This is a genomic window from Kitasatospora sp. NPDC101801 (genome assembly GCF_044766665.1).
GTDB lineage: Bacteria > Actinomycetota > Actinomycetes > Streptomycetales > Streptomycetaceae > Kitasatospora.
The window spans coordinates 163381-185985 of record NZ_JBIWML010000001.1 but is presented as its reverse complement, the minus strand read 5'-3'; the positions used below and the strand labels follow the sequence as shown (position 1 = coordinate 185985).

Below are 22605 nucleotides of genomic sequence, written 5' to 3'. Positions count from 1 at the left end.
GAGCCATGAACAGCACCGAGCACCACTTCGACCGGTACACCGACGTCCGGGCCGCGCCGGCCGCCGGCCTGCCGGCCCCGGACCGGGTGGTCGAGCCGCCGGGCGCGTTCGCCGCGCTGCACCGGGCGGGGGCACCGCTGCTGCTGCCGAACGCCTGGGACCACGCCTCGGCGGCGCTGTTCGCCGCGCGGGGCTTCCCCGCCATCGGCACCACCAGCCTCGGGGTGGCGGCGGCGAGCGGGCTCCCGGACGGCACCGGGGCGACCCGGGACGAGACGCTGCTGCTGACCCGTCGGCTGGGCGGTGGGGCGTTCCTGCTGTCGGTGGACGTCGAGGGCGGCTTCAGCGAGGACCCGGAGCAGGTGGCGGAGCTGGCCCGGGAGCTGGCCGCCGCCGGAGCGGTGGGCCTCAACCTGGAGGACGGCCGGGCGGACGGCACGCTCGCCCCCGTCGGCCTGCACACGGCCAAGATCGCGGCGGTGAAGGCCGCGGTGCCGGAGCTGTTCGTCAACGCCAGGACCGACACCCACTGGCTGGGCGGGCGGCAGGCCGAGACCGCACTCCGGCTGGACGCCTACCAACAGGCCGGTGCGGACGGTGTGTTCGTGCCGGGGCTGACCGACCCGGCGGAGATCGCGGCGGTGCTGGCGCGGCTCGACGTCCCGCTGAACGTGCTCCACTCGCCGACCGGCCCGACCCTGCCGCAGCTCGTCGAACTGGGCGTCAGCCGGGTCAGCCTGGGGTCGCTGCTGTACCGGGCGGCGCTGGGCGCGGCCCTCGGGGCACTGGAGGACGTCCGGTCCGGCCGCCCGGTCCGGGGCGAGATCCCCTCGTACGACCGGGTGGCCGGACTGGCCGAGCTCGCCTGACGTCCCCCCGGACGAGGCGCGGCTAGCCGACCTGCGCCGACAGTACGGCGGCCTCGGCGCGCAGCAGCGCGGCCCGTTCGGCCGGGCCGGTGCGGTCGTACCCGGTGGCGGCGGCCTCGCGGTCGGCGATCTCGGCCCGGACGATCTGCTCGATCCGAGCCTCCGTCAGCACCCGGCGATCGGCCTCGGCGGTGCCCGGGCCGACCGCGATCCACTCGATCGCCGACGACGGCCTGCTCGCGCCGGCCGGGACGTCGACCGCCTCGGCGTTCTCGATCGCGGCGAGGGCCGACCGGAGCGCGCTGGTCGCCACCTTGTCGCGGCCCTTCATCGCTGCCGGGAGCGCGGCTCGCAGTCGCTCGCGCAGCGGGGCGGCCGGGACGGGGGCGGGGGTGGGGAGGTCGGTCGGCATGGCTCGACCGTACGGACCCCGCCGGGCCCGGGCAACCGACTTCCCCGGGGAGGTGGCGTCGTCGGGCCCGGTGCGGGCTTCCTCTAGAGTGCTTCCGTCCCCCCTGTGCACGCGTGGGGCCCCGGCCCGGCGGCGCGTGCCGACCCCGCCCGTGCGGGCCCGACCGAGGAGCAACCGTGACCGACCTGGCGTCCACTTCCCTGCAGCAGGAGATCGCCCGGGATCTCCAGGTGAGCGAGTCCTTCGACGCGCAGCAGGAGATCGAGCGCCGGGTGGCCTTCCTGGCCGGGCAGTTGACCTCCTCCGGGCTGCGGTCGCTGGTGCTGGGCATCAGCGGCGGCGTCGACTCCACCACGGCGGGCCGGCTGTGCCAGCTGGCGGTCGAGCGGGTCCGCGCGGCAGGCCAGGAGGCGACCTTCTACGCGATGCGGCTGCCGTACGGCGCCCAGGCCGACGAGCAGGACGCGCAGCTGGCGCTGGAGTTCATCCGGCCCGACCAGGCCCTCACCGTCGACGTGAAGCCGGCCTGCGACGCCGCGCTGGACGCCGCGCTGGCCGGCGGCGTGGTGTTCCGGGACGCGCACCACCAGGACTTCGTGCACGGCAACATCAAGGCCCGGCAGCGGATGGTGGCGCAGTACGTGGTGGCGGGTGCCCGGGACGGCCTGGTGGTCGGCACCGACCACGCCGCCGAGGCGGTCTCCGGCTTCTTCACCAAGTTCGGCGACGGCGCGGCCGACGTGGTGCCGCTCACCGGTCTGACCAAGCGTCGGGTGCGGGCCGTGGCGGACGTGCTCGGCGCGCCGGCCACGCTGGTCCGGAAGGTCCCGACCGCCGACCTGGAGACCCTGAACCCGGGGCGCCCGGACGAGGAGGCGCTCGGCGTGACGTACGACGACATCGACGACTTCCTGGAGGGCAGGCCGGTCGGCGAGGCGGCCGCCGGGATCATCGTCCGGCGGTACCGCCTCACCGAGCACAAGCGTCAGCTGCCGATCGCCCCCTGAGCCGGGCTCGCGGCCCGGTCAGCGGTAGTAGCCCTCGACCACGGCCCGGACCTCGTCCAGCAGCGCGGGGCCGTCCTGCGGGACGGGCGGGCGGCCGCTGCCGGGCCTGATGTCGAGGAGCTGGGCGCCGGACAGGGCGAACACCACCCGCCGTAGTCCGGCCTGCTGGATGACGGCCCCGCACATCCCGCACGGCTCGCAGCTGGTGTACATCGTGGTCTCCGCCGCCGTGGCCGGGTCCAGCTCGCGCGCGGCCCACCGGGCCAGTTTGAGCTCCGGGTGGGCGGTGATGTCGCGGTCGGTGCGGGTGGTGTTGCGCGCCTCGGCCAGCACCGTGCCGTCCGGGCCCGCCAGCAGCGACCCGAACGGTGGGTCATCGCCCTCGCGTGCCTCGGCCGCGAGGGCGATGGCCCGGCGGAGCAGGGTGTGGTCGTCGGGAGTGGTGGTCATTGGGAGCTCCGGTCCTCAGAGGTGTGTGTGGCCACCGTGGCCAGGGCCTGCCAGGCCGGCTGCGGGTGGCAGGTCGCGTCCGGATCGCCGGGATAGGGGTCCAGGACGACGGTCTCGGCGCCGAGCAGGCGCAGCCGGTCGAGGTCGGCCATGACCTGCTCGACGGTGCCCTCGCCCGCGAGCCGCTCCGGCCCGGTGACGGGTGCAGGGGTCAGCCGCAGCGCGATCCGGGGCGCGAAGCCGGGCACCGGCCGGTGCTCCGCCGCCGCCGTCGTCCGCAGCCGGACGGCCGCCTCGCTCAGCCATGGCAGGGTGCAGCGGAGCGGGTGCCAGGCGTCCCCGAACCGGACGGCCCGGCGCAGCCCCGCGTCGCTGTTGCCGCCGACCCAGAGCGGGATCCGCCGCTCCCCGTAGGCGGCGGTGTCGGCCCAGGCGGCCCGGAGCTCCCGCAGGTGATCGTCCGTCAGGCGGCCGCGCCGCTCGAACGGGACACCCAGCGCGGCGAACTCCTGCCGGGCCCAGCCCACTCCCACCCCGAGCACCAGCCGCCCGTCGCTGAACGCGTCCAGGTTGGCCGCCATCCGGGCGGTGAGCAGCGGGTGCCGGTACGGCGCGATGAGCACCGTGGTGCCGAGCCGGATCCGGGTGGTGAGGCCGGCCAGCCAGGAGAGCGTGGTGAACGGCTCGTAGAAGGGGGCCGGGTAGCGCTCGGCGACGTCGGGGGTGACGGCGACGTGGTCCGACACCATCAGCAGGTCGAAGCCCAGGCCCTCCACCGTACGGGCCCAGTCGCGCAGCATGCCCGGGTCGGTGCCCGGGCCGAAATTGGGGACGTTCACGCCGATCTTCACAGCGCCGAGCCTAGCCAGCACGGGGCGGAGGCCAGAAGGGATTCCGCCCTGTTCAGCGGCGGTTCGGCCGTGGATTCACCGGTAATCTGACCGGATGACCGAGAGTCTCGACGCGACCGACTGGGCGATCCTGACGGAAGTTCAGCAGGACGGCCGGATCGCCTTCACCGAGCTGGCCCGGCGGGTGAACCTGAGCCCGTCGGCCACCACCGAACGGGTCCGCCGCCTGGAGGCGGCCCGGGTGATCACCGGCTACCGGGCGGAGGTCGACCTGGAGCGGACCGGGCACCCGGTGCTCGCGGTGATCCGGCTGAAGTACCCCGGCACCCGGCACGAGCCGCTGCGCCGGCTGCTCGGCGAGCGCCCGGAGATCCTGGAGTGCCTGCGCACCACCGGCGACGACTGCTACGTCCTGAAGGTGGCGGCCACCTCGATGTCCCACCTGGAGGAGCTCGTGGACGCGCTGGCCCAGTTCGGCAGCACCACCACCAACCTGGTGCTCAGCCGGACGCTGCCGTACCGCGGTCCGAGCGAGCCCCGGACGTCCCGGGGCCTGCCTCCTCGGTGAGGCCGGCGGCGGCCTTGAGGCGGTCGGGGTGGTGCGGGTCGGGGACCACCCGGAGGGCGGCGAACGGGGCGGTCAGGCCGAGCAGTCGCGGTACCTGGCGCAGCGTCAGGCGGTCGCCCGGCGCGAGCAGCCCGTCCAGGACGGCCTCGACCAGCACGTGGTTGAGGTGCACCAGGGCCCCGGCCAGCGTGCAGCCCTCGGTGGCCAGGTACAGGTCGCGGTGCCGGCCGGTCGGGGCGCCCGGGAGCTTGATCAGGGTGTCCGGGCGGGCCGGCAGGGCGGCCGGGGCGTCGAACAGCTTGAGCAGACGGCGGAGCGTGCCGACGCTCGGGCCGGGTGCGGGAGCGGTCCAGGCGGCGGCGGCGCCGGGGGCCACGTGGGCGAACCGGAAGCGCTCGCCGAGGTTGGCCGGGTTGCCCGCGAGGAAGAGGGTGCGGGTGAACGAGCGACGCCAGCGGGCACCGTCGGCGGGGTCGAGGCCGACAGTGAACTCGCAGGTGGCGCGGATCCATTCGGTCAGTTCGAGGTGGCGGATCACCGCCACCACCAGGGTCTCCCCGGTCGCGGCGGCGACGGACCGCTGGGCGTCCAGCAGACCGGCCAGGGTGCCGAGGTCGAAGTCCTCGGCCAGCTCGGGCCGGGCGGTCCGGACCCGCAGGCCCGCCCGGTCGAGCAACTGCTCCTGCAGCGGGCTCACACGAACACCTCCGTGAGCAGCTCCCGGCTGGGCGCGGCGGCGCGCTTGCCGAGCAGCGAGCTGGTCAGCCGGTACGGGTCGATGTAGGTGTGGTCGCGACGGTGCCGGCCGAGCAGCCCGGCCAGCGCCGCCGGGTCGGCCTCGGCGCCGAACCCGCCGGTGGACAGCAGCCGTTGGGCCCGGGTCAGGCACTGGCGGAGCAGCTCGGGGCGGAAGGACTGCCCCTGCCCCGGTCCGAGCACGGCGATGAAGTAGAGCCGCATGCCGAGCCGGACGGCGGGCCCGTCGTGCTCCGCCAGCGCGGCGGCGAGCAGCGGGCCGGCGTGCTGGTGGCCCCAGCCGCCGTGCCGGGCCGAGCGGATCGAGCCGTCGATCGGGACCCGGCCGACCGGCACCCGCCGGACGGTCGGCCCGAGGTCGGACAGCACCCGCTCCAGCAGCTGGTAGTCCGGGTCCAGCTCCGGGTCGTACAGCAGCACGATCTCGTCGAACCCGGCCGCCAGCGGCACGAGTTCGCGCAGCGCGCAGGCGAGGTAGTTGGGCCGCCCGTCGGCGGTGACGATCTGCCGCAGCGGGAGCCCGTGCCGGGTCAGGTCGAGGTGCACCGGGCCGTCCAGCCGCCGGTGGTCCAGGCACATGCCCCGGGCGGTCAGCCCGGCCAGCATCTCCTCCAGCCCGTGGCCGGGCGGCTGGTGGGCGCGCAGGCCGGGGTCGTACAGGCCGAGCGCCCGGTACTGCCCGGTCCACAGGTCGAGGATGCGCGCGCTGGCGGGGTGCACCCAGCCCTGGTCCACCGCGTCGGCGTACGGCCGGAGGGCCCGGGCGGAGGCCCGTTCACCGGCGGCGCGGAACGCCACGTAGTGGTCGCCGATCTGCTGCTCGGTGAGGTCCCGGTAGTCGGTGTCGCCCTGCGTGCGGTCGAGGAACTCCCAGAAGCCCAGGGTCTGTTCGGTGGGGTGGTAGGTGGTGTGGCTGTAGCGGTAGTGCACCTCCGCGAGCGGACGGGTGGCCCGGTACATCACGTCCGTCCAGAGCAACCCCTTGAGGTGACTGGGGGTCAGCGGCTTGGACGGGGTGATGGTGATCGGCGCCAGCAGCACCCGGCGGGGGCCGGTCGCGGCCGGGGCGGTGGTGGGGCGGGGCGCGGCGAGGAGGTCGACGGTCATGCCCGCACTCCCGCCGCCGGGCCGGCCGGCCGGATCACGACGGTCGGCATGTCAGTTCCGCCTCCCGTGGACGAAGAACACCCGCCGCACGCCGCGCTCCCCGCGCGGCGGGACCGGGTCGGGCCAGCGGCCGAAGTCGGCGCCGGGCTCGCCGGGTTGGACCGCCTCGGCGGTGTACCCGAAGGAGCCGAACAGCGCCTCCGGCTCGTCGCTGCCGAACAGCCACGGGCAGCCCCAGTCCGCGAACACCGCGAGCAGCGCGCTCATCTGCGGTGAGGTCAGGGCGTCGGTGTTGACCAGGTCGGCGGCGATCCGGCTGCCGGGCGCGGAGATCGCGGCCACCCGGCGGAGGATGCGGTGGGTGTCGGCCTCGGGGAGGTAGTAGAGCAGTCCTTCGAGCAGCCAGGTGGACGGGACGGACGGGTCGTAGCCGGCCGCCAGCAGCCGGTCCTCCCAGTCGGGCGCGGTCAGGTCGACGGCCAGCGAACGGTGGTCGACCCGGGGGGTGGAACCGGCGAGCTGCTGCTCCTTGTAGGCCAGCACGGCCGGCCGGTCCAGCTCGAACCAGCGCACCCGGGACGGCCAGTCGAAGCGCCAGGCCCGGGAGTCCATCCCGGCCGGTGCCAGCACGATCTGGGTGGTCGCCGGGTCGGCGGCCGCCGCCTGGAGGTAGTCGTCGAAGAACCGGGTGCGGATCGCGTTGTAGTCGGGCGTGCTCGGCACCGTCCGCGCACCGGCGGCCGGGAAGGTGGCGGCCCGGACCTCGGCCAGCAGCCCGAGGCCGGTCTCGCCCGCCAGGGCGGCGGCGTACGGGTCCTGGTAGAGGTGGTCGGCGCGTCCGCTCTCGATCGCCCGGAGGGCGGCGGTGAGCAGCGAGGTGCGCTCCACCGCGTCCAGCGCGGCGATGGCCGGGGCCGTGCCGTCCGCTCCGGCGCGGTCCGGTGCCGTGCTGCCCGGTGGCGTGGTGTCGGGCCGGGCGGCGTGCGGTGCGGTGGTCATGCGGGCTTCCCTTCGGTGGCCGGGCGGCCGGTGAGTCGGTGCCATTGCTCGGGGTCCTGCCGGAACAGCCGGTCCTTCACCTGGGTCGGCCGGATCCCGGTGCCGACGGTGTGCTGCCAGTCCCGCAGGAAGGCGTCCGGGTCGAGCCGCAGCACGGTCGGGTCGCCCAGCCGCCCGCCGGCCCTGGCGGCGCGGTAGTCGGCGGACTCGGCGTGCAGGCCCTGGTCCAGCAGGGTGGCGAACCTGCCGGTCTCCTCGGTGCTCCACGGGGTGCGCGGTGCGATCGCGAACTCGTAGGCGGGGGACGGGTCCTGGGTCCTGACCCGGCAGGCGACGTTGCGCAGCTCCAGACCGGTGCGGTCGAGCGCGCCGGCCAGTGCCCGGGTGACCTGGCCGTCCCTGAGGCGCTCGCCGGCCACGTCCGAGCGGGTGCTGCGGCCGGTGTACTCGACCCGGGGCACCCCGTCGATCCGGTCGACCACCCGGACCACGTCGCCGACCGAGTAGCGGTAGAGGCCGCCGACGTGGCTGAAGACCACGTGGTAGTCCCGGCCCACCTCCAACTCCTGCGGGTCGAGGGTCGCGACGTCCGGTCCGAGGTCCTGGTCGGCGTCGACGAACTCGTGCACGGCGGCGGTCACCACCAGGCTGCCCGCGCTGCCGTGCCGGTCCAGGGCCACCCCGGTCGGCCCCTCGGAGGCGGCCACCGGCGCCGGCAGCGCGGTCACCCCGGCGCCGAACTCCTCGCGCAGCCGGGGCAGGTAGAGCGAGGCGAGCCCGGTGGTCCAGCAGAACAGCGCCCGCAGGTGCGGCCAGACGTCGGCCGGGCGGACGGTGCCGCGCCGGGCGGCCAGCCGCTCCAGCTCGGCGGCCCGGCGCGGGTTGGGCGCCCGGTGCGGCACGCCGCCGAGGGTGCCGTCGGCGACCTCCCGGACGATCCTGGGCCACCACAGGTTCAGCTGGTGGGGCAGGGCCGCGATCATCGCCGGGTTGATCCCGATCACGCAGCGCACGTCGCTCTCCACCGCGAGCCGCAGCCGCAGGTACATCCGCTCCAGGTGCGCCCCGGGCTCGACGTGCACCGGCAGGGTGGCCCAGGGGGCGCCGGTGCCGGGCTCCGCCGACAGCGGCTCGCCGAACCTGGCCCCGAAGTCGACCTGGCTGGCGCCGACATGGGGCCGGCCGTCGCCGGTGGTGGGCGGGGCGGAGAGCGGGTCGTGCTTCAGGTTGAGCACCGCGTCGGGCCGGTCCAGCACGTCGGGGAAGTGTTCGAGCAGCGGGGCCCAGGCGGCGTAGTAGAACGGGAAGAAGGTGGTCCGCATGAAGCGCGGGGTGACCGGGATCTTCTTGTGCGCCCCGGTGGTGCCGCTGCTGGTGAAGTACACGGCGGGCTGGTCGGCGGTCAGCAGGTTCGGCTCGCCGGCGGCGGCCCGTTCGATCCACGGGCCGAGCGTGCCGTAGTCCTGCACCGGGACGGCCTTGCGGAAGTCGTCCAGGGTGCGGATCCGGTCGAATCCGTGCTGCTTCCCGTACCGGGTACCGGAGTTGAACTCCAGCAGGTCGGCCAGCACCCGGCGGCGGTGGCCGTCGGCGTCGTCAAGCGCGGCGCGCAGCCGGGCCCGCTCCAGGAAGACGCGTTGGCGGTAGCGGAGCAGGCGGTCCGGGTCCTGCCAGGCCTCAGCCGAGTTCATCTGCGAGCACCTTTCGTATCGACTCCGCGGTCCGGTCCGGGTCGTCCTGCTGCTCGACCACGGTGACCGGGAGGTGGGAGATCTCGTCGTGCATCGTCTTGCCGAGGTCGCTCTGGTAGCGGCGGAAGCCGTCCCAGCTCGGCCGGTCCCCGTAGTACTCCAGGCAGTTGAGCCCGGCGCCGGCCTTGCTGCGGCGCCAGGCGACCTCGGGCCGGACGTCGAGGTAGAGCACCCGGCGGGGCTGCGGGAAGGACCGCCACCAGCCGAGCAGCGGGCTGTCCGCGGCGCCGGCCAGCCGGGCCTTGGCGAGCAGCTTGTAGTAGTAGGAGTCCACCACGGTCGGCGTGACCGGGTCCTCGGCCAGCCGGTCGCGCAGGTGCACGGCGGCGGTCTGCAGCATGGTGACCAGGAAGTCCGGGGACCAGGCCGCAGGCCGTCCGGCCACCTCGCGCACCACGTCGCGCCGCAGCCGGGCGAGCAGCGCGTGCTCCGGGGCGAGCCGGTCGTCGTCGACCGAGAGGGTCCGCCAGGGCTGCCCGGATCTGCCGAGCCGGGAGAGCGCCGAGGACTTGCCTGCGTAGTCGGGGCCGACCAGGACGCAGAAGGCCGGGCTGGTTCCGGGCATGGCTCGGCGCTCCTTCACAGGGCGTGGGAGGACTGCGGGGTGAGGACTCGGCCGGGACGACGTGATCGAGGGGTGGGCTCCGGCCGTCGTTGCCGCGTGGTGATAGTCGACCATGCCAAGTGGCACACGATCAGGTCAACAAAAGGTGCCCCCTCACCGGTCGGCCCGGTGACCCCTGGGGCGCGGGTAGGGGTTGCGCACGGGCCCGGCGGCGGTTCGGTCCGGGCGGCTGACGGCCCGTCCGTTCCGACGCCCGGTGCACCTGACCGACCGTCAGGCGGCGACCGCCGCGCGCAGGCGGGCCACCACCACGGCGGTGGCCTCCCGGGTGACCGGGTCGGGGTCGTCCAGGCGCTCGGTCAGCAGCTCGACCGCCGCCGCCACCACCGCCGCCGGGAGCACCACGTCACGCAGCCCGAGCATCTGGGCGGCCGCCCGCTGGCCGGCGCTGCCGTGGCCCTGGGACGGGAAGGTCATCGGGGCGCTCCTGGGACCACGCTCGCTGCTCACTGCTGCTGTACCTCCGTGCCGACTCGGCGCGGGGAACCGGTGCCCGCACTACCAGCACAACCGATCCCCGGGCCACGGGTTACGCCGGAGGGCGGGCGAGTCGGCCCCCGGTGGGGACCGACCCGCCGGGGGTCAGCCGCGCGGGACGGCGATCGCGTCGTAGTCGGTGCCGGGCAGCGGCTCGGTGTCGAAGCGGGCGTTCGGCAGGTAGAGCCGGTTGCCGTGGGCCGCGACGGTGGTCGGGATCCGGAACCTCGGGTCGGTGATCCGGCGGGTCACCCGGCCGCTGCGGCCGGCCGGGTCGAGCCGCAGCACCGCGATCTCGTTGAACAGGTTGCGCACCGCGAAGAGCTCACGGCCCTGCCGGAGCAGGCCGTCGCCCCGGGTCAGGCTCTCGCCGCCGAGGTCCGCCTTCCGGGCCACCCCGCTGCGCGGGTCGACCCGGTGGAGGCTGCCGGTGGTCATGTTGACGACCAGCAGGGCGCGGCCGTCCGGCGTCGTCTCGATGCCGTTGGCGCCGAAGGAGCCGGGCTCCTGGTCGAACTCGCCGGTGAGCGGCAGGTGCCCGACCTGGTCCGGCCGGGGCAGCCGCCCGCCCGGGCCGAGTGGCAGGACGTGCAGCACCGGCCGGGCGGAGTCGGTGAACCAGGCCGCTTCGGGGGTGAGCACCACGTCGTTGACGAAGGTGTCCTCCCCGGTGACGAACCGGTACGAGGCCAGCACCGCGCCGGTCCTGGTGTCGAGCACCCGGGCGTCGCCGCCCCCGCCACCGGCGACGAACAGCCGGTCCCGGCCGTCCACCTTCAGGCCGAGCGAAGGGGTGCCGGCGGCGGGCCCGGCGCTGAAGGCCGTGCCCCGACCGGTGGCCAGCTCGACCCGGTGGATCGCGCCGTCCGCGAGCGAGCCGAAGTAGGCCCGGCCCCGGGAGTCGATGGCGATGCCCTCGGGCTGGAAGCCGTCGGGCAGCGCGAACCGGTCCGGCCAGCGGTCGCCGGAGCGGTCGGCCGCCTGCGCCGTGGAGCCCAGCAGCGCCGAGCCGAGCAGGGCCGAGCCGCCGACGGCGGCGCCCAGGCCCAGCAGGTTGCGGCGTGAGATGTTTTCGGACATGCGGAATTGTCCTTCCCCCGTGAAGTGATGGCGCCACTCCAGCACACCGGGGGATGGTCCGTCCCTCCGTTCCGTCGCTCTGCACAATCGGTGCAGGTGCGTCCGGATCGGGTCGCGGCGAGCATGGAGGCAGCGTGCCGTTCTGACGGACCGTCCGCAGCAGGGAGATCCGCGATGTCCGAGACCGCCGCCCGACCCGGGCGCTGCCTGGTGACCGGTGCCACCGGCTACCTCGGCGGCCGGCTGGTGCCCGAGCTGCTCGCCGCCGGCTACCGGGTGCGCTGTCTGGTCCGGGACCCCGGGCGGCTGCGCGACCACCCGTGGCGGGCCGAGGTCGAGGCGGTGGCCGGTGACGTGACCCGGCCGGAGAGCCTGCGGGGGGCGTTCGACGGCGTCCGGGTGGCCTACTACCTGGTGCACTCGCTCGGCACCGGGCCGGATTTCGAGGCGACCGACCGGGCGGCCGCGCTGGCCTTCGCCGGCGCCGCCGAGGCGGCGGGGGTGCGGCGGATCGTCTACCTGGGCGGGCTGGTGCCCGCCGGGGTGCCGAGCGCGGAGCTCTCGCCGCACCTGCGGTCCCGGGCCGAGGTGGGCGAGGTGCTGCGGGCCGGCGGGGTGGACACCGCCGAGCTGCGGGCGGCGGTGATCCTCGGCTCGGGCTCGGCCTCCTTCGAGATGCTCCGGTACCTGACCGAGCGGCTCCCGGCGATGGTGACCCCGAACTGGGTCGGCACCCGGATCCAGCCGATCGCGGTCCGGGACGTGCTGCGCTACCTGGTCGGCGCCGCCGAACTGCCCGCCGGGGTGAACCGGACCTTCGACCTCGGCGGCCCCGACGTGCTGACGTACCGCCAGATGATGGTCCGGTACGCCCGGGTGGCCGGGCTGCCCCGCCGGGTGATCGTGCCGGTGCCGGTGCTGACGCCCCGGCTCTCCAGCCACTGGGTCGGCCTGGTCACCCCGGTGCCCGGTGCGCTGGCCCGGCCGCTGGTCGAGTCGCTCCGGCACGAGGTGGTCTGCGGCGAGCACGACATCGCCGGGTACGTGCCGGACCCGCCGGACGGGCTGATCGGCTTCGACCAGGCGGTCCGGCTGGCGCTGCGCCGGATCAGGGACGACGAGGTGGCCACCCGGTGGTCCTCCGCCTCGCTGCCGGGCGCCCCGAGCGACCCGCTGCCCACCGACCCGGACTGGGCCGGCGGCAGCCTCTACCAGGACGTCAGGGAGCGGACGGTGGACGCCTCGCCGGCCGCGCTCTGGCGGGTGGTCGAGGGCATCGGCGGCGCGAACGGCTGGTACTCCTTCCCGCTCGCCTGGGCGCTGCGTGGCTGGCTGGACCGCCTGGTCGGCGGGGTCGGCCTGCGCCGGGGCCGCCGCGACCCCGGGCGGCTGCGGGTCGGCGACTCGCTGGACTTCTGGCGGGTGGAGGAGATCGAGCCCGGCCGGCTGCTGCGCCTGCGGGCCGAGATGCGGCTGCCGGGACCGGCCTGGCTGGAGCTCTCGGTGGACCCGGCCCCGGACGGCGGGGCGGTGTACCGCCAGCGCGCGCTGTTCCAGCCGCGCGGACTGGCCGGGCACGCGTACTGGTGGTCGGTGGCCCCGTTCCACGCCGTGGTCTTCGGCGGGATGGCCCGCAACATCACCGAGCGGGCCCGTACCGGCGGCTGACGGGAGGTCAGCGGGGCCCCTGGCCAGGGACCGGCAGCCGCTCGGTACAGTCGGCGGGACGTTTCGGATCAAGGGGAGAGATGACCGGGGAGAACGGGCCCGACCGGCGGATCGCCGCCGTCCGGCGGGTGATCGAGGACGCCGGGACACACCAGGACGACCCGGCGCGGTTCGTTCCGCTGCACACCGCCGAGACCAGCGTCGTGAACTTCGGCGGGCGCCGGGTGCAGGGCCGGGAGACCCTCCGGGAGGCGATGACGGCCGCCCTGGCCTCGCCGCCGGCCGACGTGCTGACCCGGATCGAGATCGAGGAGATCCGGTTCCTGCGGCCCGACGTGGCGCTGGTGGCCTGCGTCAAGCAGGTCTTCGACGGGCGGGCCGACGGGCAGGCGGGCGGGTTGCCGGCCTCCTCCGGGCGGCTGATGTACGTGCTCACCGAGGAGGCGGACGGCTGGCGGATCGCCTCCGCGCAGACCACGCCGATCCTCGGCTGAGCTCCCACGGTTCCGAGCCGGAGACCGGGAAGCGCGGCGGCGGTCACCGGGTTGGCACCGTCGAACGTGGTTCCACCGTCGGGTACTGAGCGCGCCCGGCACCCTCACAGCGGCACTCGGTACGGAGAAGGAAACATGAGCACGCATTTCGATCTCGTCGTCCTCGGGGCGGGCCCCGGCGGTTACGTCGCGGCGATCCGGGCCGCCCAGCTCGGGCTGAGCGTGGCGGTCGTCGAGGAGAAGTACTGGGGCGGGGTCTGCCTGAACGTCGGCTGCATCCCCTCCAAGGCGCTGCTGCGCAACGCCGAGCTGGCGCACGTCTTCCAGCACGAGGCGGAGACCTTCGGGATCAAGGTCGAGGGCACGGTGACCTTCGACTACGGTGCCGCGTACCGCCGCAGCCGCAAGGTGGCCGACGGCCGGGCGGCCGGCGTGCACTACCTGATGAAGAAGAACGGCATCACCGAGCTGAACGGCCGGGGCATCTTCCTGGACGACCGCACCCTGTCGGTCGCGCTGACTGCAGGCGGCACCGAGACGGTGACCTTCGACCACTGCGTGATCGCCGCCGGGGCCACCACCCGACTGCTGCCCGGCACCTCGCTGAGCGAGCGGGTGGTGACGTACGAGGAGCAGATCCTCAGCGACACGCTGCCGGAGAGCATCATCATCGCGGGCGCCGGCGCGATCGGCGTCGAGTTCGCGTACGTGCTGCACACCTTCGGCGTGCGGGTGACCGTCGTCGAGTTCCAGGACCGGCCGGTCCCGCTGGAGGACGTCGAGGTCTCCGCCGAGCTGGCGAAGCGGTACCGCCGGCTGGGCATCCAGATCCTCACCTCCACCCGGGTGGACGGGATCGACGACGGCGACCCGGCGGGCAAGGTCAGGGTGACCGTCACGCGGAACGGGCAGCAGGAGGTGCTGGAGGCCGACAAGGTGCTCCAGGCGATCGGCTTCGCGCCCCGGGTGACCGGCTACGGCCTGGAGCGCACCGGGGTCGCGCTGACCGAGCGCGGGGCGATCGCGGTGGATGCCAGGGGCCGCACCAACGTGCCGCACATCTTCGCGATCGGCGACGTGACGGCCAAGCTGATGCTCGCTCACGCGGCCGAGGCGATGGGCGTGGTGGCGGCCGAGACCATCGCCGGCGCGGAGACCATGGAGCTGGACTTCGTGATGATCCCGCGCGCCACCTTCTGCCAGCCGCAGATCGCCAGCTTCGGCTGGACCGAGGCGCAGGCGCGCGAGCAGGGCTTCGACGTCAAGGTGGCGAAGTTCCCGTTCACCGCGAACGGCAAGGCGCACGGCCTGGGCGAGGCGGTCGGCTTCGTGAAGGTGATCAGCGACGGCCGGCACGGTGAGCTGCTCGGCGCCCACCTGATCGGCCCCGAGGTCACCGAGCTGCTGCCGCAGCTGACGCTGGCCCAGCAGTGGGACCTGACGGTCCATGAGCTGGCGCGCAACGTGCACGCCCACCCGACGCTGGGCGAGGCGGTGAAGGAGGCGGTGCACGGCCTGGCCGGGCACATGATCAACTTCTGAGCCGGCCGGGGGCGGGCCGCCGTCGCGGCCCGCCCCGCCGGAGCGCGTCATCGGACGGCGTAACCGTCGCATGATCGACTCGTTGGATGATGTGCGGCTCCGACCCGCCGCGACCGTCCCGGGGAGGCGTCCTGATGGTGCGACAGCTGCTCGGCACGTCGTCCCGTCACGAGGCGGTGCTGGTCCGGCACTACCCGAGGCTGGTCGGCCTGGCCTACCTGACCCTGCCGGTGGACCGTAAGCGGCACAGCCGGGTGCTCGCCGCCCACGCCACCGTCCAGCGGGCCCTGCCCGCCGGGCTGCCCCGGCCTCGGATGGCGGGGGACGGGAGCGGCGGGCAGGCGTACGAGGAGCTCCGGCTCCGGGTGCTGCGCGCCGCGCTGGCCCCGGTGCGGGGCCGACGGCCCGGGCTCGGCCCGCTGGTCTGGGGGCTCCGGCTGTTCACACCGAGCGGGGACCAGGAGGAACTGGCCCTGGACCGGGAGCTGGCCGGGCTGGCCCCGGCCGCCCGGGCGGCGTTCGCGCTCCGCACGGTGGAGGGCCTGACGGCCGGTCAGGCCGCCGAGCTGCTCGGCCGCGCGGAGGTGGCGGACCCGGCCGCAGCCGTCCGGGCCGCCGAACCGGTGCTGGCCCTGGCCGCCGCGAGCGGACGGGGCGCCGGGCTGTGGCCCGCCGTCGACGCCTGCCACGTCCGGGTCCAGCCGACCGACCTGCTGCGCCGGCGCCGGACCACGGCGGGCACCCTGGTGCTCGCCGGGCTGGGGATCGCGGCCCTGCTCACCCCGGCCCTGGCGGCCGGCCCGGTGCCGCCCGCCCCGGTCGCCCCCACGGCGGCGGCGCCCCGGCCCGCGCCGCGCACCGAGTCCCCGGACCGCTGGCGCAGCACCGCCCGGGTCGACTTCACCGCCTGGCCCGCCCGGGGCGACCGCCGTGCCGACGCCGCCCTGCTCGACCGCGCGCTGGCCGCCTGGGCCGGGGCCGGACCGGCCACCGAGGTCGAGCCGGGTACGGTGGCCGGGCCCCCGGTCGAGCAGCGGCCCCGGCTGCTGTTCGCCGGAGCGGTGGACGGCGTCCCGGTGGTGGTGCTGTACGACGGGCTGCGGATCGCCCGGTACACCGAGGGCCCGGGCGGCGGCCTGCTGCTCGGCGGCGCCGAGGACTCGGACGTGACCAGCGCGGCCGCCGTGGTGCTGCGGCGCTCCGGCGGGACGGTGCGCTACCTGCTCGCCCCGTGGATCGACACCGCCGAGACCCGCCGCCTGGACCGGCCGGACGCCCCCGCGAACCCGCTGGCCCGGCAGGACGGGGTGACCGACCCGGTGCCGGTCGGCGGCGGCGCGGGCTGTCCGGGCGACGTGCTGCTGCAACTGCGCTCCACCCCGGTGGTGGCGGAGAAGCACGCCTTCCTGCTCGCCGACGTGGGCGGGCTGCGCCCGGCCCGGCTCAGCTGGACCCCGCCGCCGGACCAGGGCCCGGCCCGGTCGCCCCGGGAGGCGGTGAGCCCCGAGGCGCTGCGGGCCTGGGCCAGGGCCGCCTGCACCGTCCCGGACGCCTCGCCGGGGGTGCGACAGCTCAACCTGTGGGCCTTCGCCACCCAGCAACTGCCGGGCGGCGCGGGCCCAGTGAGCTGGTTCTGCCTGCGCAGCGACCGCTGGGGCGGCGAGGGCAGCGCCGCCACCGCCGTCCTGCTGCCCGGTCCGGCCGGTGCCGTCCGGACCGGCCGGGCCGACGGCCGGGCCTGCAGCCGGTACGAGCAGGACACCGTGGCCTGGGTCTGGTGGCGGTCCCCGCAGGGCGCCGAGTTCCTGCTGGCGGCGGTCAGCCGCCGGGTGACCAGGCTCCAACTGCGCGGCCCGGACTGGTCGGTGGATCAGGCGGTGCCCGGCCGCACGCTCGCCGTGCAGCGTCCGGCCCGGAGCGCGGCCACCGTCGAGGCGGTCCAGGAGAACGGGACCAGGCTGCACCCCTTGGGCTGACCAGGCGAGTTGGGTACGGTATGGCCGTGCCGTTCACCTTCAGTCACCCCGCTGCCATCCTGCCCCTGCTGTCCCAGGGGCGGGGCCGAGGTCGACTGGTCGCCTCCGGGCTGGTGGCCGGATCGGTCACGCCCGACCTGCCGTACTTCCTCGCCTCGCTCGCTCCCGGCGTGTACCGCTTCGGCGAGCAGACCCACGCCTGGTGGGGCGTGCCCACCCTGGACGTGCTGCTGGCCGCACTGCTGGTGCTGCTCTGGCACGGTCTGCTGCGGGCACCGCTGGTCGCGCTGCTCCCGGTGCGCTGGGCCTGGGCGGCCGACCGGCTGACCGCCGCGCAGCGTCCCCGGGCCGAACTTCCCCGGCAGACCGGCTGGTTGCTGCTGTCGGGCGCGATCGGCGCGGCCACCCACGTGGGCTGGGACGCCTTCACCCACCACGACCGGGCGGGCGTGCGGCTGCTGCCGTTCCTGGCGGAGGGGCGGGTGGCCGGGCAGCCGCTGTTCACGGTGCTGCAGTACGGCTCCTCGGCCGTCGCGCTGGCCGGGCTGGGCTGGTACCTGGTGCGCGAGCTGCGGCTGATCGACGCCGAGCGGGTGGCCCCGCTGCCCGCCCCGGCGTACAGCACGGCGACCCGGCTGGCGGTGCTCGGTGTGGTGACCGCCGGGGCGGTGGTGGGCGCGGCGCTGCGGATCGAGCGCTGGCACCACGCCTACCCCGGCTCCTCGGGCTGGGACCTGATCCCGACCACCGCCTTCGGGGTGGTGGCCGGGGTCGGGGCCGCGCTGGTGGCGCACGCCCTGGTGGCGCGGGCGGTGGCGGCCCGGGTGCGGACCTGGTGACCGCCGGGGCTGCTCGGGTCGGCCGGACGGTGCCGAGTCGGCCGCGGTGACAGATCGTCAGGCGGACATCGGTTCGTGTTGACCTGGATTCTCCAGCTAGGTTAGCCTTGCCTAACTATGAGCGATCGGTTGGCCGGGAGGCCCGGATCGGGACGTGCCCTCGGGCCGGACGGGAGGCGGTCCGGATGACCAGGCTGCTCGGCCTGACGACCTATCTGATGTCCAGTGCCGGCCGGAACGCCCGGGCCAGCCTGGCCGCCGGCGTGGCCCGGCGGGGCCTGCGGCTCTGGCACGTGGCCGTGCTGGAGGCCCTGGTCGCGGCGGGCTCGCTGGCCAAGGGCGAACTCGCCGCCCGGCTGGACATCAACCCCAGCGACATCGTCAAGGTGGTGGACGACCTGAGCGGCCAGGGCTACCTGGCCTGCACCCGGTCCGCCCGGGACCGGCGCCGGATCGACGTCTCGGCCACCGCGGCCGGCCGGGCCCTGCTGGCCGAGCTGTCCGAGGAGCTGGCGGCGGTGGAGGCGGACGTGCTGGCGCCGCTGAGTGACGGCGAACGGGCCCAGCTCGCCGAACTGCTGGGGCGGTTGACCGCTTCCTGACGAGAGGGTTCTCGGTCGTCGGCGCGGAGCCCGGGGGCGACCGCCGATGTTCTTCTGGCGGACATCCCCGGGCCGCTCGCAACCCGTTGGATGGAACCGACGGTGAGCCGGTGGGCCCCGGTCGACTTAGGGGGAGCTTTGAGCAGTCGCGCCGACCTGCTGGAGTGGTTCCGCGGCAGCATCGTGGTGGTGAAGTTCGGTGGGAACGCGATGGTGGACGGTGGGTTGAAGGCGGCTTTCGCGGCTGATGTGGTGGAGCTGCGGCGGGCTGGTCTGTGTCCGGTGGTGGTGCATGGTGGTGGTCCGCAGATCAGTGCGCAGTTGGGCCGGTTGGGGTTGGAGTCGTCGTTCGCGGCGGGTCTGCGGGTGACCACGCCGGAGGTGCTGGAGGTGGTGCGGATGGTGTTGGCGGGTCAGGTGCAGCGTGAACTGGTGGGTCTGGTGAACGCTTTCGGTCCGTTCGCGGTGGGGTTGACGGGTGAGGATGCGCACACCATGACGGCGGTGAAGCGGTACGCGGTGGTGGAGGGCCGTCGGGTGGACATCGGTCTGGTGGGTGATGTGGTCGGTGTGGAGGGGGGTGTGGTGCGGGCGTTGATCGCGGACGGGCGGATCCCGGTGATCTCCTCGATCGCGCGGGGTGTGGACGGTCAGGTGTACAACGTGAACGCGGACACGGCGGCGGCGGCGCTGGCGATCGAGCTGGGGGCGGCCCGGTTGTTGATGCTGACCGATGTCGAGGGTCTGTATGCCGACTGGCCGGACTCCGGTTCCCTGGTCGACCGGCTGACGGCCAGTGAACTCGATTCCCTGCTGCCGGAGTTGACGAGCGGGATGCTGCCGAAGATGGAGGGCTGCCTGCGGGCGGTGCGGGCCGGCGTCGGCAGTGCCCGGGTGCTGGACGGCCGGGTCCGGCACGCCCTGCTCCGCTCGTTCACCGCCGACCCCGGCGGGACGCTGGTGGTGCCGGACGCGGAGCTGGGCGCGCTCGCGCTACAGGTCTAGGCCGGGTGCAGGGTGCAGGGGTGGCTGAGGAAGCTGCCCAGCAGGCCGGTGGCGTCGCCGTTCTTGAAGGCGCGGGCGGCGCCGGTCAACCGGCCCTGGTCGAGGCGGAGTTCGAGGCCCAGTTCCGGTCCGGCGAGCCGGGCGTCGGTGGTCGGGAGCTGGAGCGGGAAGGCAGCCCGCAGGTCGTACGCCCGGGTCGCGGTAGCCGGGGCGGTGGCCCGTTCGCCGCTGCTCAGGCGGAGTACCGCCGTGTGGTCGGCCAGGAGCTCCAGGGTCAGCGGGAGTCGACCCTCGGGCGTGCCGACGGTGCCGGTCCAGCGGCCCGGCGGGAGGTCCACCGGGCGGGCGGGGTCGTCGATCACCGGGGAGATCAGGTCGGCGGTGAACTCGGGGACCAAGGCGGTCAGGACATGCTCGACGACCGCGTCGCGGGCCGCCTTGGCGGTGGAGTTGGTCAGCACCGCCACCGAGAGCCGCTGCCCGGGGACGGTGGCGAGCATCGCCGCCACGCCGCCCATGCCGCCGCCGTGGCTCTGCACCACCGGACCGTCGCCGTTCGACACCACCCAGCCGAGGCCGTACCCCAGACGGGCGTTGAGCGGTAGGGCCGCCCGCACGGCCGCCGCCGTCTCCGGCTTCAGCAGGCTCCCATAGCCCTGGGCGAACCGCACCAGGTCGGTGGCGGTCGCCCAACCCTCGGTCGCGCCGGGGTGGTTGGTGGCGCAGCGCGCGGGATAGGCCCGGCCGTCGACGGTGTACTTCACCGCGACGGGGGCGGGCCCGGGATACGACGGTCCGAGGTGCCAGTCGGTCAGCCCGAGCGGCTCGCTCACCCGCTCCCGGACGAACTCCGCGAGCGATCGGCCGGTGGCGGACTCCAGCAGCTGTCCGAGCGCCCGGTACCCGAGGTTGGCGTACTCGAAGGCCACGCCGGGCTCGCGGAACGGCGCGGCGTACGGCTCGGCGTCGATCGGGGGCTCGCCGTCGTCGTAGTGGAAGTCGTAGTGGGCCCCGAAGCCACCCCGGTGCTGGAGCAGCTGACGCACCGTCGGTGCGGCCGGGCGGCGACCGCCGGGGACGGGTTCGTCGAGGTCGAGCAGCCCGTCGTCGGCGGCCAGGCAGACGGCGACGGCGGTGACCGCCTTGGTGACCGAGGCCAGCGCGTACGCGGTGCCGGGTGTCGCCGGAATCCCGGCGGCGACGTCCGCCGGTCCGTACGCCTCGGCGAGCACGACCTCGCCCCGCTCGGCCACCGCCACGGAGACCGAGGGACAGCCGTGTACGCGCAGCGCCTCGGCGCAGTGCTCCGCCAGTCCGTCGAGCATGGGGCCACCTTGTCCGCGCCGGATACGCCGTCAGGACCCAACCTAGATCGGCCCGTCCGGGGAGTGGTGTCCGGGGTGGTGGCTCAGCGGACGCCCGCCGCCGTCAGGTACTCCGGGAGGAGTGGGCCGAGCAGGCGGTGGAGGTCGGCGGCGAGCAGGGCGCGGGCCGGCGCGGGGACGGCCAGCGGCGGGTGGTGGTCGGCCGCGATGCTCAGCCACTGTTCCAGGACGTCGCCGACCCGGGGCGGTTCCTCGCCGGGGGCGCGGAAGGGGCGGGCGGCGGTGGTCCGGCCAGGTGGGGCGGTCAGACGGACCAGCCAGCCCTCCGGAGGTTCGGTGCGGTCGGCCCGCGCGATCGTGACGCCGTCGCGGTCGGCGAGGCGCCGGAGGAGTTCGGAGTGGCGGAACACGCCACCAGCCTGGCACCGGTCCGGCGGGGTGTCGACAGGCCCGGGTCAGAGGCCGAAGCGGCGGGTGGCCTCCTGTTCCTGGGCCAGGCGGCGGAGGTTGAGCAGGACGGGTTCGAACAGGACCGCCGAGGCGATGGCGGACTCGATCTGTTCGACGGCGGTGTGCAGCCGCTCCATCCGGTCGAGGTCGTGGACGGCGGTCCGTTCCATCTGCTCCGCGTACGGGACGAGGTCGTCCGCGTCGAGCGGGAAGCCGGCCCGGTGGAGCGAGGCCACCGAGGCGATCAGTTCGCGGTAGACGGGGGAGAGCGGGCCGAGCTCGGCGGCGTCGGCCCAGCCCAGCCGGGTGAGCATCCGGTTGACCTCGCGGGCGGCGTCGACCACGGCCGGGTCCTCCGGCTCCGGCTCGGCGGCCCGGGGGAGGGACCAGAGCGCGGCGCCCAGCCGGATGGTGCGGCTCAGCGACTCGTCGTCGACCTGGGCCAGCACCTCGCGGACGGTGGCCACCGGGATCCGGCCGACCTGGACCATCGCCCGGACCAGCCGCAGCCGGCGCAGGTGCGCGTCGTCGTAGTCGGCCTGGGTGGCGTTCACCCGGTGCCCGGGCGCCAGCAGGCCCTCGCGCAGGTAGTACTTGATCGTGGCGATCGAGACCTGGCTCCGCTCGCTCAGATCGGCCAGTCGCATCCCTTGTGCCCTTCCCTCGTACAGTGCCACTATCCCAGGTGTTGAATAGTCAGACTATCCAACCATGGGCGACTGAAACGGCGTCGCCCGGGTCACCAGGGGGGGTGCCGTGTTCGCCAAGCCAAATCCCGGCCGTACCACTGCCGCCGCCGAGGGGGAGGTCGTCCTCTTCCTGCTCGGTATGCGGATCAACCATTTCTGGGCGGTGCACCGCTGGCTGCCCGTCGCGGTCTCGATGCCCGTGCTGCTGCGCGAGCTCTCCCGGGACAAGGAGAGCGGGCTGCTGGGCAGTCAGCTGCTCAGCGGATCGCCGCGCACCTACTACGTGGTCCAGTACTGGGAGTCGAAGGAGAAGCTGCTCGCCTACGCCGCCGCTCCCGAGCGGCTGCACCGCAGGGCCTGGGCGATGATCAACCGGTACGAGCAGACGTCCCGTCAGCACGTGGGGATCTGGCACGAGACGTACATCGTGCAGCCCGGCTCGTACGAGTCGATCTACGGGGACATGCCGCCGTACGGCCTGGCGGCCGCCACCGGGGTGCTGCCGATCGAGCGGCGCGGGGCCAGTGCCCGCGAGCGGCTGGCCAGGGCGGCGCGGAAGCGGGAGGAGTGAGCGGCCCTCAGGTCCGGAGGTAGACCCGGGAGTTGCGGCCCGGGTCGAGGGTGGCGGCCCAGCCGGGCGGGGCCAGCCGGGCCGGGATCTCCGTGAAGCCGTGGTGCAGGAACAGCCGGGCGGAGCCGGTGGTGGCGGTGTAGACGGGACGGCCGTCGGCCCGGCGGAGCGCGGCGCCGAGCAGTCCGGAGCCCAGCCCGCCGCCCTGGCCGGCCCGGTGCACGCAGAAGTTGTAGAGCGCGGTGGCCCCGCCCGGCAGCGCGCGCAGCGCGACGCACCCCGCCAGCCCGGCCGCCCCGGGGGAGACCAGGAAGTCGGCCGCCGCCGAGCGGTAGTCGGCCTGGCTGCGCGGGCGCAGCGCCCCGGAGCGGACGAACGGGGCGGAGAGCGCGAACAGAGCCCGGGCGTCGTCCCCGGTGGCGGGCCGGATCGGCGCCGCGGTGTGGGGACGGGCCAGCGTGGGGGACGACATCGGCGCTCCTGGATAGTGAG

At 75.0% G+C, this 22605-nt stretch carries 25 protein-coding genes; 11 read left to right on the top strand and 14 right to left on the bottom strand.

All coding sequences use genetic code 11. From position 1 onward, the window contains the following. The first annotated feature begins 5 nt into the window (after positions 1-5). Entirely contained in the window at positions 6-869 is an 864-nt protein-coding gene (locus ACIRPK_RS00820) for an isocitrate lyase/phosphoenolpyruvate mutase family protein (protein ID WP_403030984.1), read from the top strand. A 22-nt stretch (positions 870-891) separates the two neighbouring features. Here the strand turns inward: ACIRPK_RS00820 and ACIRPK_RS00815 are convergent, their stop codons facing one another. Further along, the gene (locus ACIRPK_RS00815) at positions 892-1281 is read right to left on the bottom strand and encodes a hypothetical protein (protein WP_403030981.1); all 390 of its coding nucleotides are present in this window, start codon (positions 1279-1281) and stop codon (positions 892-894) included. Between the two features lie 176 nt (positions 1282-1457). Here ACIRPK_RS00815 and nadE point away from each other — a divergent pair, with 176 nt between their 5' ends. Then, positions 1458-2288 (top strand): ammonia-dependent NAD(+) synthetase, encoded by an 831-nt coding sequence (gene nadE, locus ACIRPK_RS00810; protein ID WP_403030979.1) that lies wholly within the window; start codon positions 1458-1460, stop codon positions 2286-2288. An 18-nt stretch (positions 2289-2306) separates the two neighbouring features. Here the strand turns inward: nadE and ACIRPK_RS00805 are convergent, their stop codons facing one another. After that, positions 2307-2738, bottom strand: a complete 432-nt coding sequence (locus ACIRPK_RS00805) for a nucleoside deaminase (protein ID WP_403030976.1) — start codon at positions 2736-2738, stop codon at positions 2307-2309. Further along, positions 2735-3589: an LLM class flavin-dependent oxidoreductase gene (locus ACIRPK_RS00800; RefSeq protein ID WP_403030974.1), complete on the bottom strand. Its 855-nt coding sequence runs from the start codon at positions 3587-3589 to the stop codon at positions 2735-2737. The genes ACIRPK_RS00805 and ACIRPK_RS00800 overlap by 4 nt, the downstream gene beginning before the upstream one ends. A gap of 94 nt (positions 3590-3683) precedes the next feature. On the opposite strand from ACIRPK_RS00800, the gene ACIRPK_RS00795 reads away from it, so the two are divergent. Further along, the gene (locus tag ACIRPK_RS00795) at positions 3684-4157 is read left to right on the top strand and encodes an Lrp/AsnC family transcriptional regulator (protein ID WP_403030972.1); all 474 of its coding nucleotides are present in this window, start codon (positions 3684-3686) and stop codon (positions 4155-4157) included. On the opposite strand, the gene ACIRPK_RS00790 is transcribed toward ACIRPK_RS00795, so the two are convergent. From ACIRPK_RS00790 to ACIRPK_RS00760, 7 genes are all read right to left on the bottom strand, one after another. Next, positions 4090-4854 carry a DUF6182 family protein gene (locus ACIRPK_RS00790; RefSeq protein ID WP_403030970.1) on the bottom strand — a complete coding sequence of 255 codons (765 nt, stop codon included), beginning with the start codon at positions 4852-4854 and terminating at the stop codon, positions 4090-4092. The two genes, ACIRPK_RS00795 and ACIRPK_RS00790, sit on opposite strands and share 68 nt — an antisense overlap. Beyond that, the gene (locus tag ACIRPK_RS00785) at positions 4851-6020 is read right to left on the bottom strand and encodes a hypothetical protein (RefSeq protein WP_403030968.1); all 1170 of its coding nucleotides are present in this window, start codon (positions 6018-6020) and stop codon (positions 4851-4853) included. The genes ACIRPK_RS00790 and ACIRPK_RS00785 overlap by 4 nt, the downstream gene beginning before the upstream one ends. A 51-nt stretch (positions 6021-6071) precedes the next feature. Beyond that, complete coding sequence (locus ACIRPK_RS00780) at positions 6072-7019, bottom strand: class I SAM-dependent methyltransferase (protein WP_403030965.1); 948 nt, start codon at positions 7017-7019, stop codon at positions 6072-6074. Then, complete coding sequence (locus ACIRPK_RS00775; RefSeq protein ID WP_403030963.1) at positions 7016-8710, bottom strand: GH3 auxin-responsive promoter family protein; 1695 nt, start codon at positions 8708-8710, stop codon at positions 7016-7018. The genes ACIRPK_RS00780 and ACIRPK_RS00775 overlap by 4 nt, the downstream gene beginning before the upstream one ends. Then, on the bottom strand, positions 8697-9335 hold the full coding sequence (locus ACIRPK_RS00770; RefSeq protein WP_403030961.1) for a hypothetical protein: 639 nt from the start codon (positions 9333-9335) through the stop codon (positions 8697-8699). Before ACIRPK_RS00770 ends, ACIRPK_RS00775 begins: the two co-directional genes overlap by 14 nt. 273 nt (positions 9336-9608) lie before the next feature. Beyond that, positions 9609-9812 carry a hypothetical protein gene (locus ACIRPK_RS00765; protein WP_403030959.1) on the bottom strand — a complete coding sequence of 68 codons (204 nt, stop codon included), beginning with the start codon at positions 9810-9812 and terminating at the stop codon, positions 9609-9611. Between the two features lie 165 nt (positions 9813-9977). Next, positions 9978-10952 (bottom strand): SMP-30/gluconolactonase/LRE family protein, encoded by a 975-nt coding sequence (locus ACIRPK_RS00760; RefSeq protein ID WP_403030957.1) that lies wholly within the window; start codon positions 10950-10952, stop codon positions 9978-9980. Between the two features lie 174 nt (positions 10953-11126). On the opposite strand from ACIRPK_RS00760, the gene ACIRPK_RS00755 reads away from it, so the two are divergent. The 7 genes from ACIRPK_RS00755 (at position 11127) to argB (ending at position 19078) form a co-directional block, all read left to right on the top strand. Continuing rightward, a complete protein-coding gene (locus ACIRPK_RS00755) occupies positions 11127-12620 on the top strand; it encodes an SDR family oxidoreductase (protein WP_403030956.1) in 1494 nt (497 codons plus the stop codon). 80 nt (positions 12621-12700) lie between these two features. Further along, positions 12701-13114: an SgcJ/EcaC family oxidoreductase gene (locus ACIRPK_RS00750; protein ID WP_403030953.1), complete on the top strand. Its 414-nt coding sequence runs from the start codon at positions 12701-12703 to the stop codon at positions 13112-13114. Between the two features lie 135 nt (positions 13115-13249). After that, entirely contained in the window at positions 13250-14656 is a 1407-nt protein-coding gene (lpdA, locus tag ACIRPK_RS00745) for a dihydrolipoyl dehydrogenase (RefSeq protein ID WP_403030950.1), read from the top strand. A gap of 134 nt (positions 14657-14790) precedes the next feature. Beyond that, entirely contained in the window at positions 14791-16632 is a 1842-nt protein-coding gene (locus ACIRPK_RS00740) for a hypothetical protein (protein WP_403030947.1), read from the top strand. A gap of 26 nt (positions 16633-16658) precedes the next feature. After that, complete coding sequence (locus ACIRPK_RS00735) at positions 16659-17471, top strand: DUF4184 family protein (RefSeq protein ID WP_403030944.1); 813 nt, start codon at positions 16659-16661, stop codon at positions 17469-17471. Between the two features lie 185 nt (positions 17472-17656). After that, complete coding sequence (locus ACIRPK_RS00730; protein ID WP_403030942.1) at positions 17657-18073, top strand: MarR family winged helix-turn-helix transcriptional regulator; 417 nt, start codon at positions 17657-17659, stop codon at positions 18071-18073. Between the two features lie 138 nt (positions 18074-18211). Then, complete coding sequence (argB, locus tag ACIRPK_RS00725; protein ID WP_403030939.1) at positions 18212-19078, top strand: acetylglutamate kinase; 867 nt, start codon at positions 18212-18214, stop codon at positions 19076-19078. Here the strand turns inward: argB and ACIRPK_RS00720 are convergent. The 3 genes from ACIRPK_RS00720 to ACIRPK_RS00710 form a co-directional block, all read right to left on the bottom strand. Next, entirely contained in the window at positions 19075-20403 is a 1329-nt protein-coding gene (locus ACIRPK_RS00720) for a serine hydrolase domain-containing protein (protein WP_403030936.1), read from the bottom strand. The two genes, argB and ACIRPK_RS00720, sit on opposite strands and share 4 nt — an antisense overlap. Positions 20404-20486: 83 nt before the next feature. Beyond that, positions 20487-20813 carry a hypothetical protein gene (locus tag ACIRPK_RS00715; RefSeq protein WP_403030933.1) on the bottom strand — a complete coding sequence of 109 codons (327 nt, stop codon included), beginning with the start codon at positions 20811-20813 and terminating at the stop codon, positions 20487-20489. 45 nt (positions 20814-20858) lie between these two features. Beyond that, positions 20859-21500 (bottom strand): MerR family transcriptional regulator, encoded by a 642-nt coding sequence (locus ACIRPK_RS00710; protein ID WP_403030931.1) that lies wholly within the window; start codon positions 21498-21500, stop codon positions 20859-20861. A gap of 109 nt (positions 21501-21609) precedes the next feature. Here ACIRPK_RS00710 and ACIRPK_RS00705 point away from each other — a divergent pair, with 109 nt between their 5' ends. Next, positions 21610-22113 (top strand): DUF4188 domain-containing protein, encoded by a 504-nt coding sequence (locus tag ACIRPK_RS00705; RefSeq protein WP_403030928.1) that lies wholly within the window; start codon positions 21610-21612, stop codon positions 22111-22113. A 7-nt stretch (positions 22114-22120) separates the two neighbouring features. On the opposite strand, the gene ACIRPK_RS00700 is transcribed toward ACIRPK_RS00705, so the two are convergent. Then, the gene (locus tag ACIRPK_RS00700) at positions 22121-22585 is read right to left on the bottom strand and encodes a GNAT family N-acetyltransferase (RefSeq protein ID WP_403030926.1); all 465 of its coding nucleotides are present in this window, start codon (positions 22583-22585) and stop codon (positions 22121-22123) included. Between the last annotated feature and the right edge of the window lie 20 nt (positions 22586-22605).

What these genes read in the sequence shown, in the direction of transcription:
- ACIRPK_RS00795 (WP_403030972.1), top strand. Translation starts at nt 3,684, where the DNA reads ATGACCGAGAGTCTCGACGCGACCGACTGGGCGATCCTGACGGAAGTT.
- ACIRPK_RS00785 (WP_403030968.1), bottom strand. Translation starts at nt 6,020, where the DNA reads ATGACCGTCGACCTCCTCGCCGCGCCCCGCCCCACCACCGCCCCGGCC.
- ACIRPK_RS00730 (WP_403030942.1), top strand. Translation starts at nt 17,657, where the DNA reads ATGACCAGGCTGCTCGGCCTGACGACCTATCTGATGTCCAGTGCCGGC.
- ACIRPK_RS00775 (WP_403030963.1), bottom strand. Translation starts at nt 8,710, where the DNA reads ATGAACTCGGCTGAGGCCTGGCAGGACCCGGACCGCCTGCTCCGCTAC.
- ACIRPK_RS00740 (WP_403030947.1), top strand. Translation starts at nt 14,791, where the DNA reads ATGGTGCGACAGCTGCTCGGCACGTCGTCCCGTCACGAGGCGGTGCTG.
- ACIRPK_RS00700 (WP_403030926.1), bottom strand. Translation starts at nt 22,585, where the DNA reads ATGTCGTCCCCCACGCTGGCCCGTCCCCACACCGCGGCGCCGATCCGG.
- ACIRPK_RS00780 (WP_403030965.1), bottom strand. Translation starts at nt 7,019, where the DNA reads ATGACCACCGCACCGCACGCCGCCCGGCCCGACACCACGCCACCGGGC.
- ACIRPK_RS00765 (WP_403030959.1), bottom strand. Translation starts at nt 9,812, where the DNA reads ATGACCTTCCCGTCCCAGGGCCACGGCAGCGCCGGCCAGCGGGCGGCC.
- ACIRPK_RS00760 (WP_403030957.1), bottom strand. Translation starts at nt 10,952, where the DNA reads ATGTCCGAAAACATCTCACGCCGCAACCTGCTGGGCCTGGGCGCCGCC.
- ACIRPK_RS00805 (WP_403030976.1), bottom strand. Translation starts at nt 2,738, where the DNA reads ATGACCACCACTCCCGACGACCACACCCTGCTCCGCCGGGCCATCGCC.
- ACIRPK_RS00755 (WP_403030956.1), top strand. Translation starts at nt 11,127, where the DNA reads ATGTCCGAGACCGCCGCCCGACCCGGGCGCTGCCTGGTGACCGGTGCC.
- ACIRPK_RS00720 (WP_403030936.1), bottom strand. Translation starts at nt 20,403, where the DNA reads ATGCTCGACGGACTGGCGGAGCACTGCGCCGAGGCGCTGCGCGTACAC.
- ACIRPK_RS00710 (WP_403030931.1), bottom strand. Translation starts at nt 21,500, where the DNA reads ATGCGACTGGCCGATCTGAGCGAGCGGAGCCAGGTCTCGATCGCCACG.
- lpdA (WP_403030950.1), top strand. Translation starts at nt 13,250, where the DNA reads ATGAGCACGCATTTCGATCTCGTCGTCCTCGGGGCGGGCCCCGGCGGT.
- ACIRPK_RS00770 (WP_403030961.1), bottom strand. Translation starts at nt 9,335, where the DNA reads ATGCCCGGAACCAGCCCGGCCTTCTGCGTCCTGGTCGGCCCCGACTAC.
- ACIRPK_RS00815 (WP_403030981.1), bottom strand. Translation starts at nt 1,281, where the DNA reads ATGCCGACCGACCTCCCCACCCCCGCCCCCGTCCCGGCCGCCCCGCTG.
- ACIRPK_RS00820 (WP_403030984.1), top strand. Translation starts at nt 6, where the DNA reads ATGAACAGCACCGAGCACCACTTCGACCGGTACACCGACGTCCGGGCC.
- ACIRPK_RS00750 (WP_403030953.1), top strand. Translation starts at nt 12,701, where the DNA reads ATGACCGGGGAGAACGGGCCCGACCGGCGGATCGCCGCCGTCCGGCGG.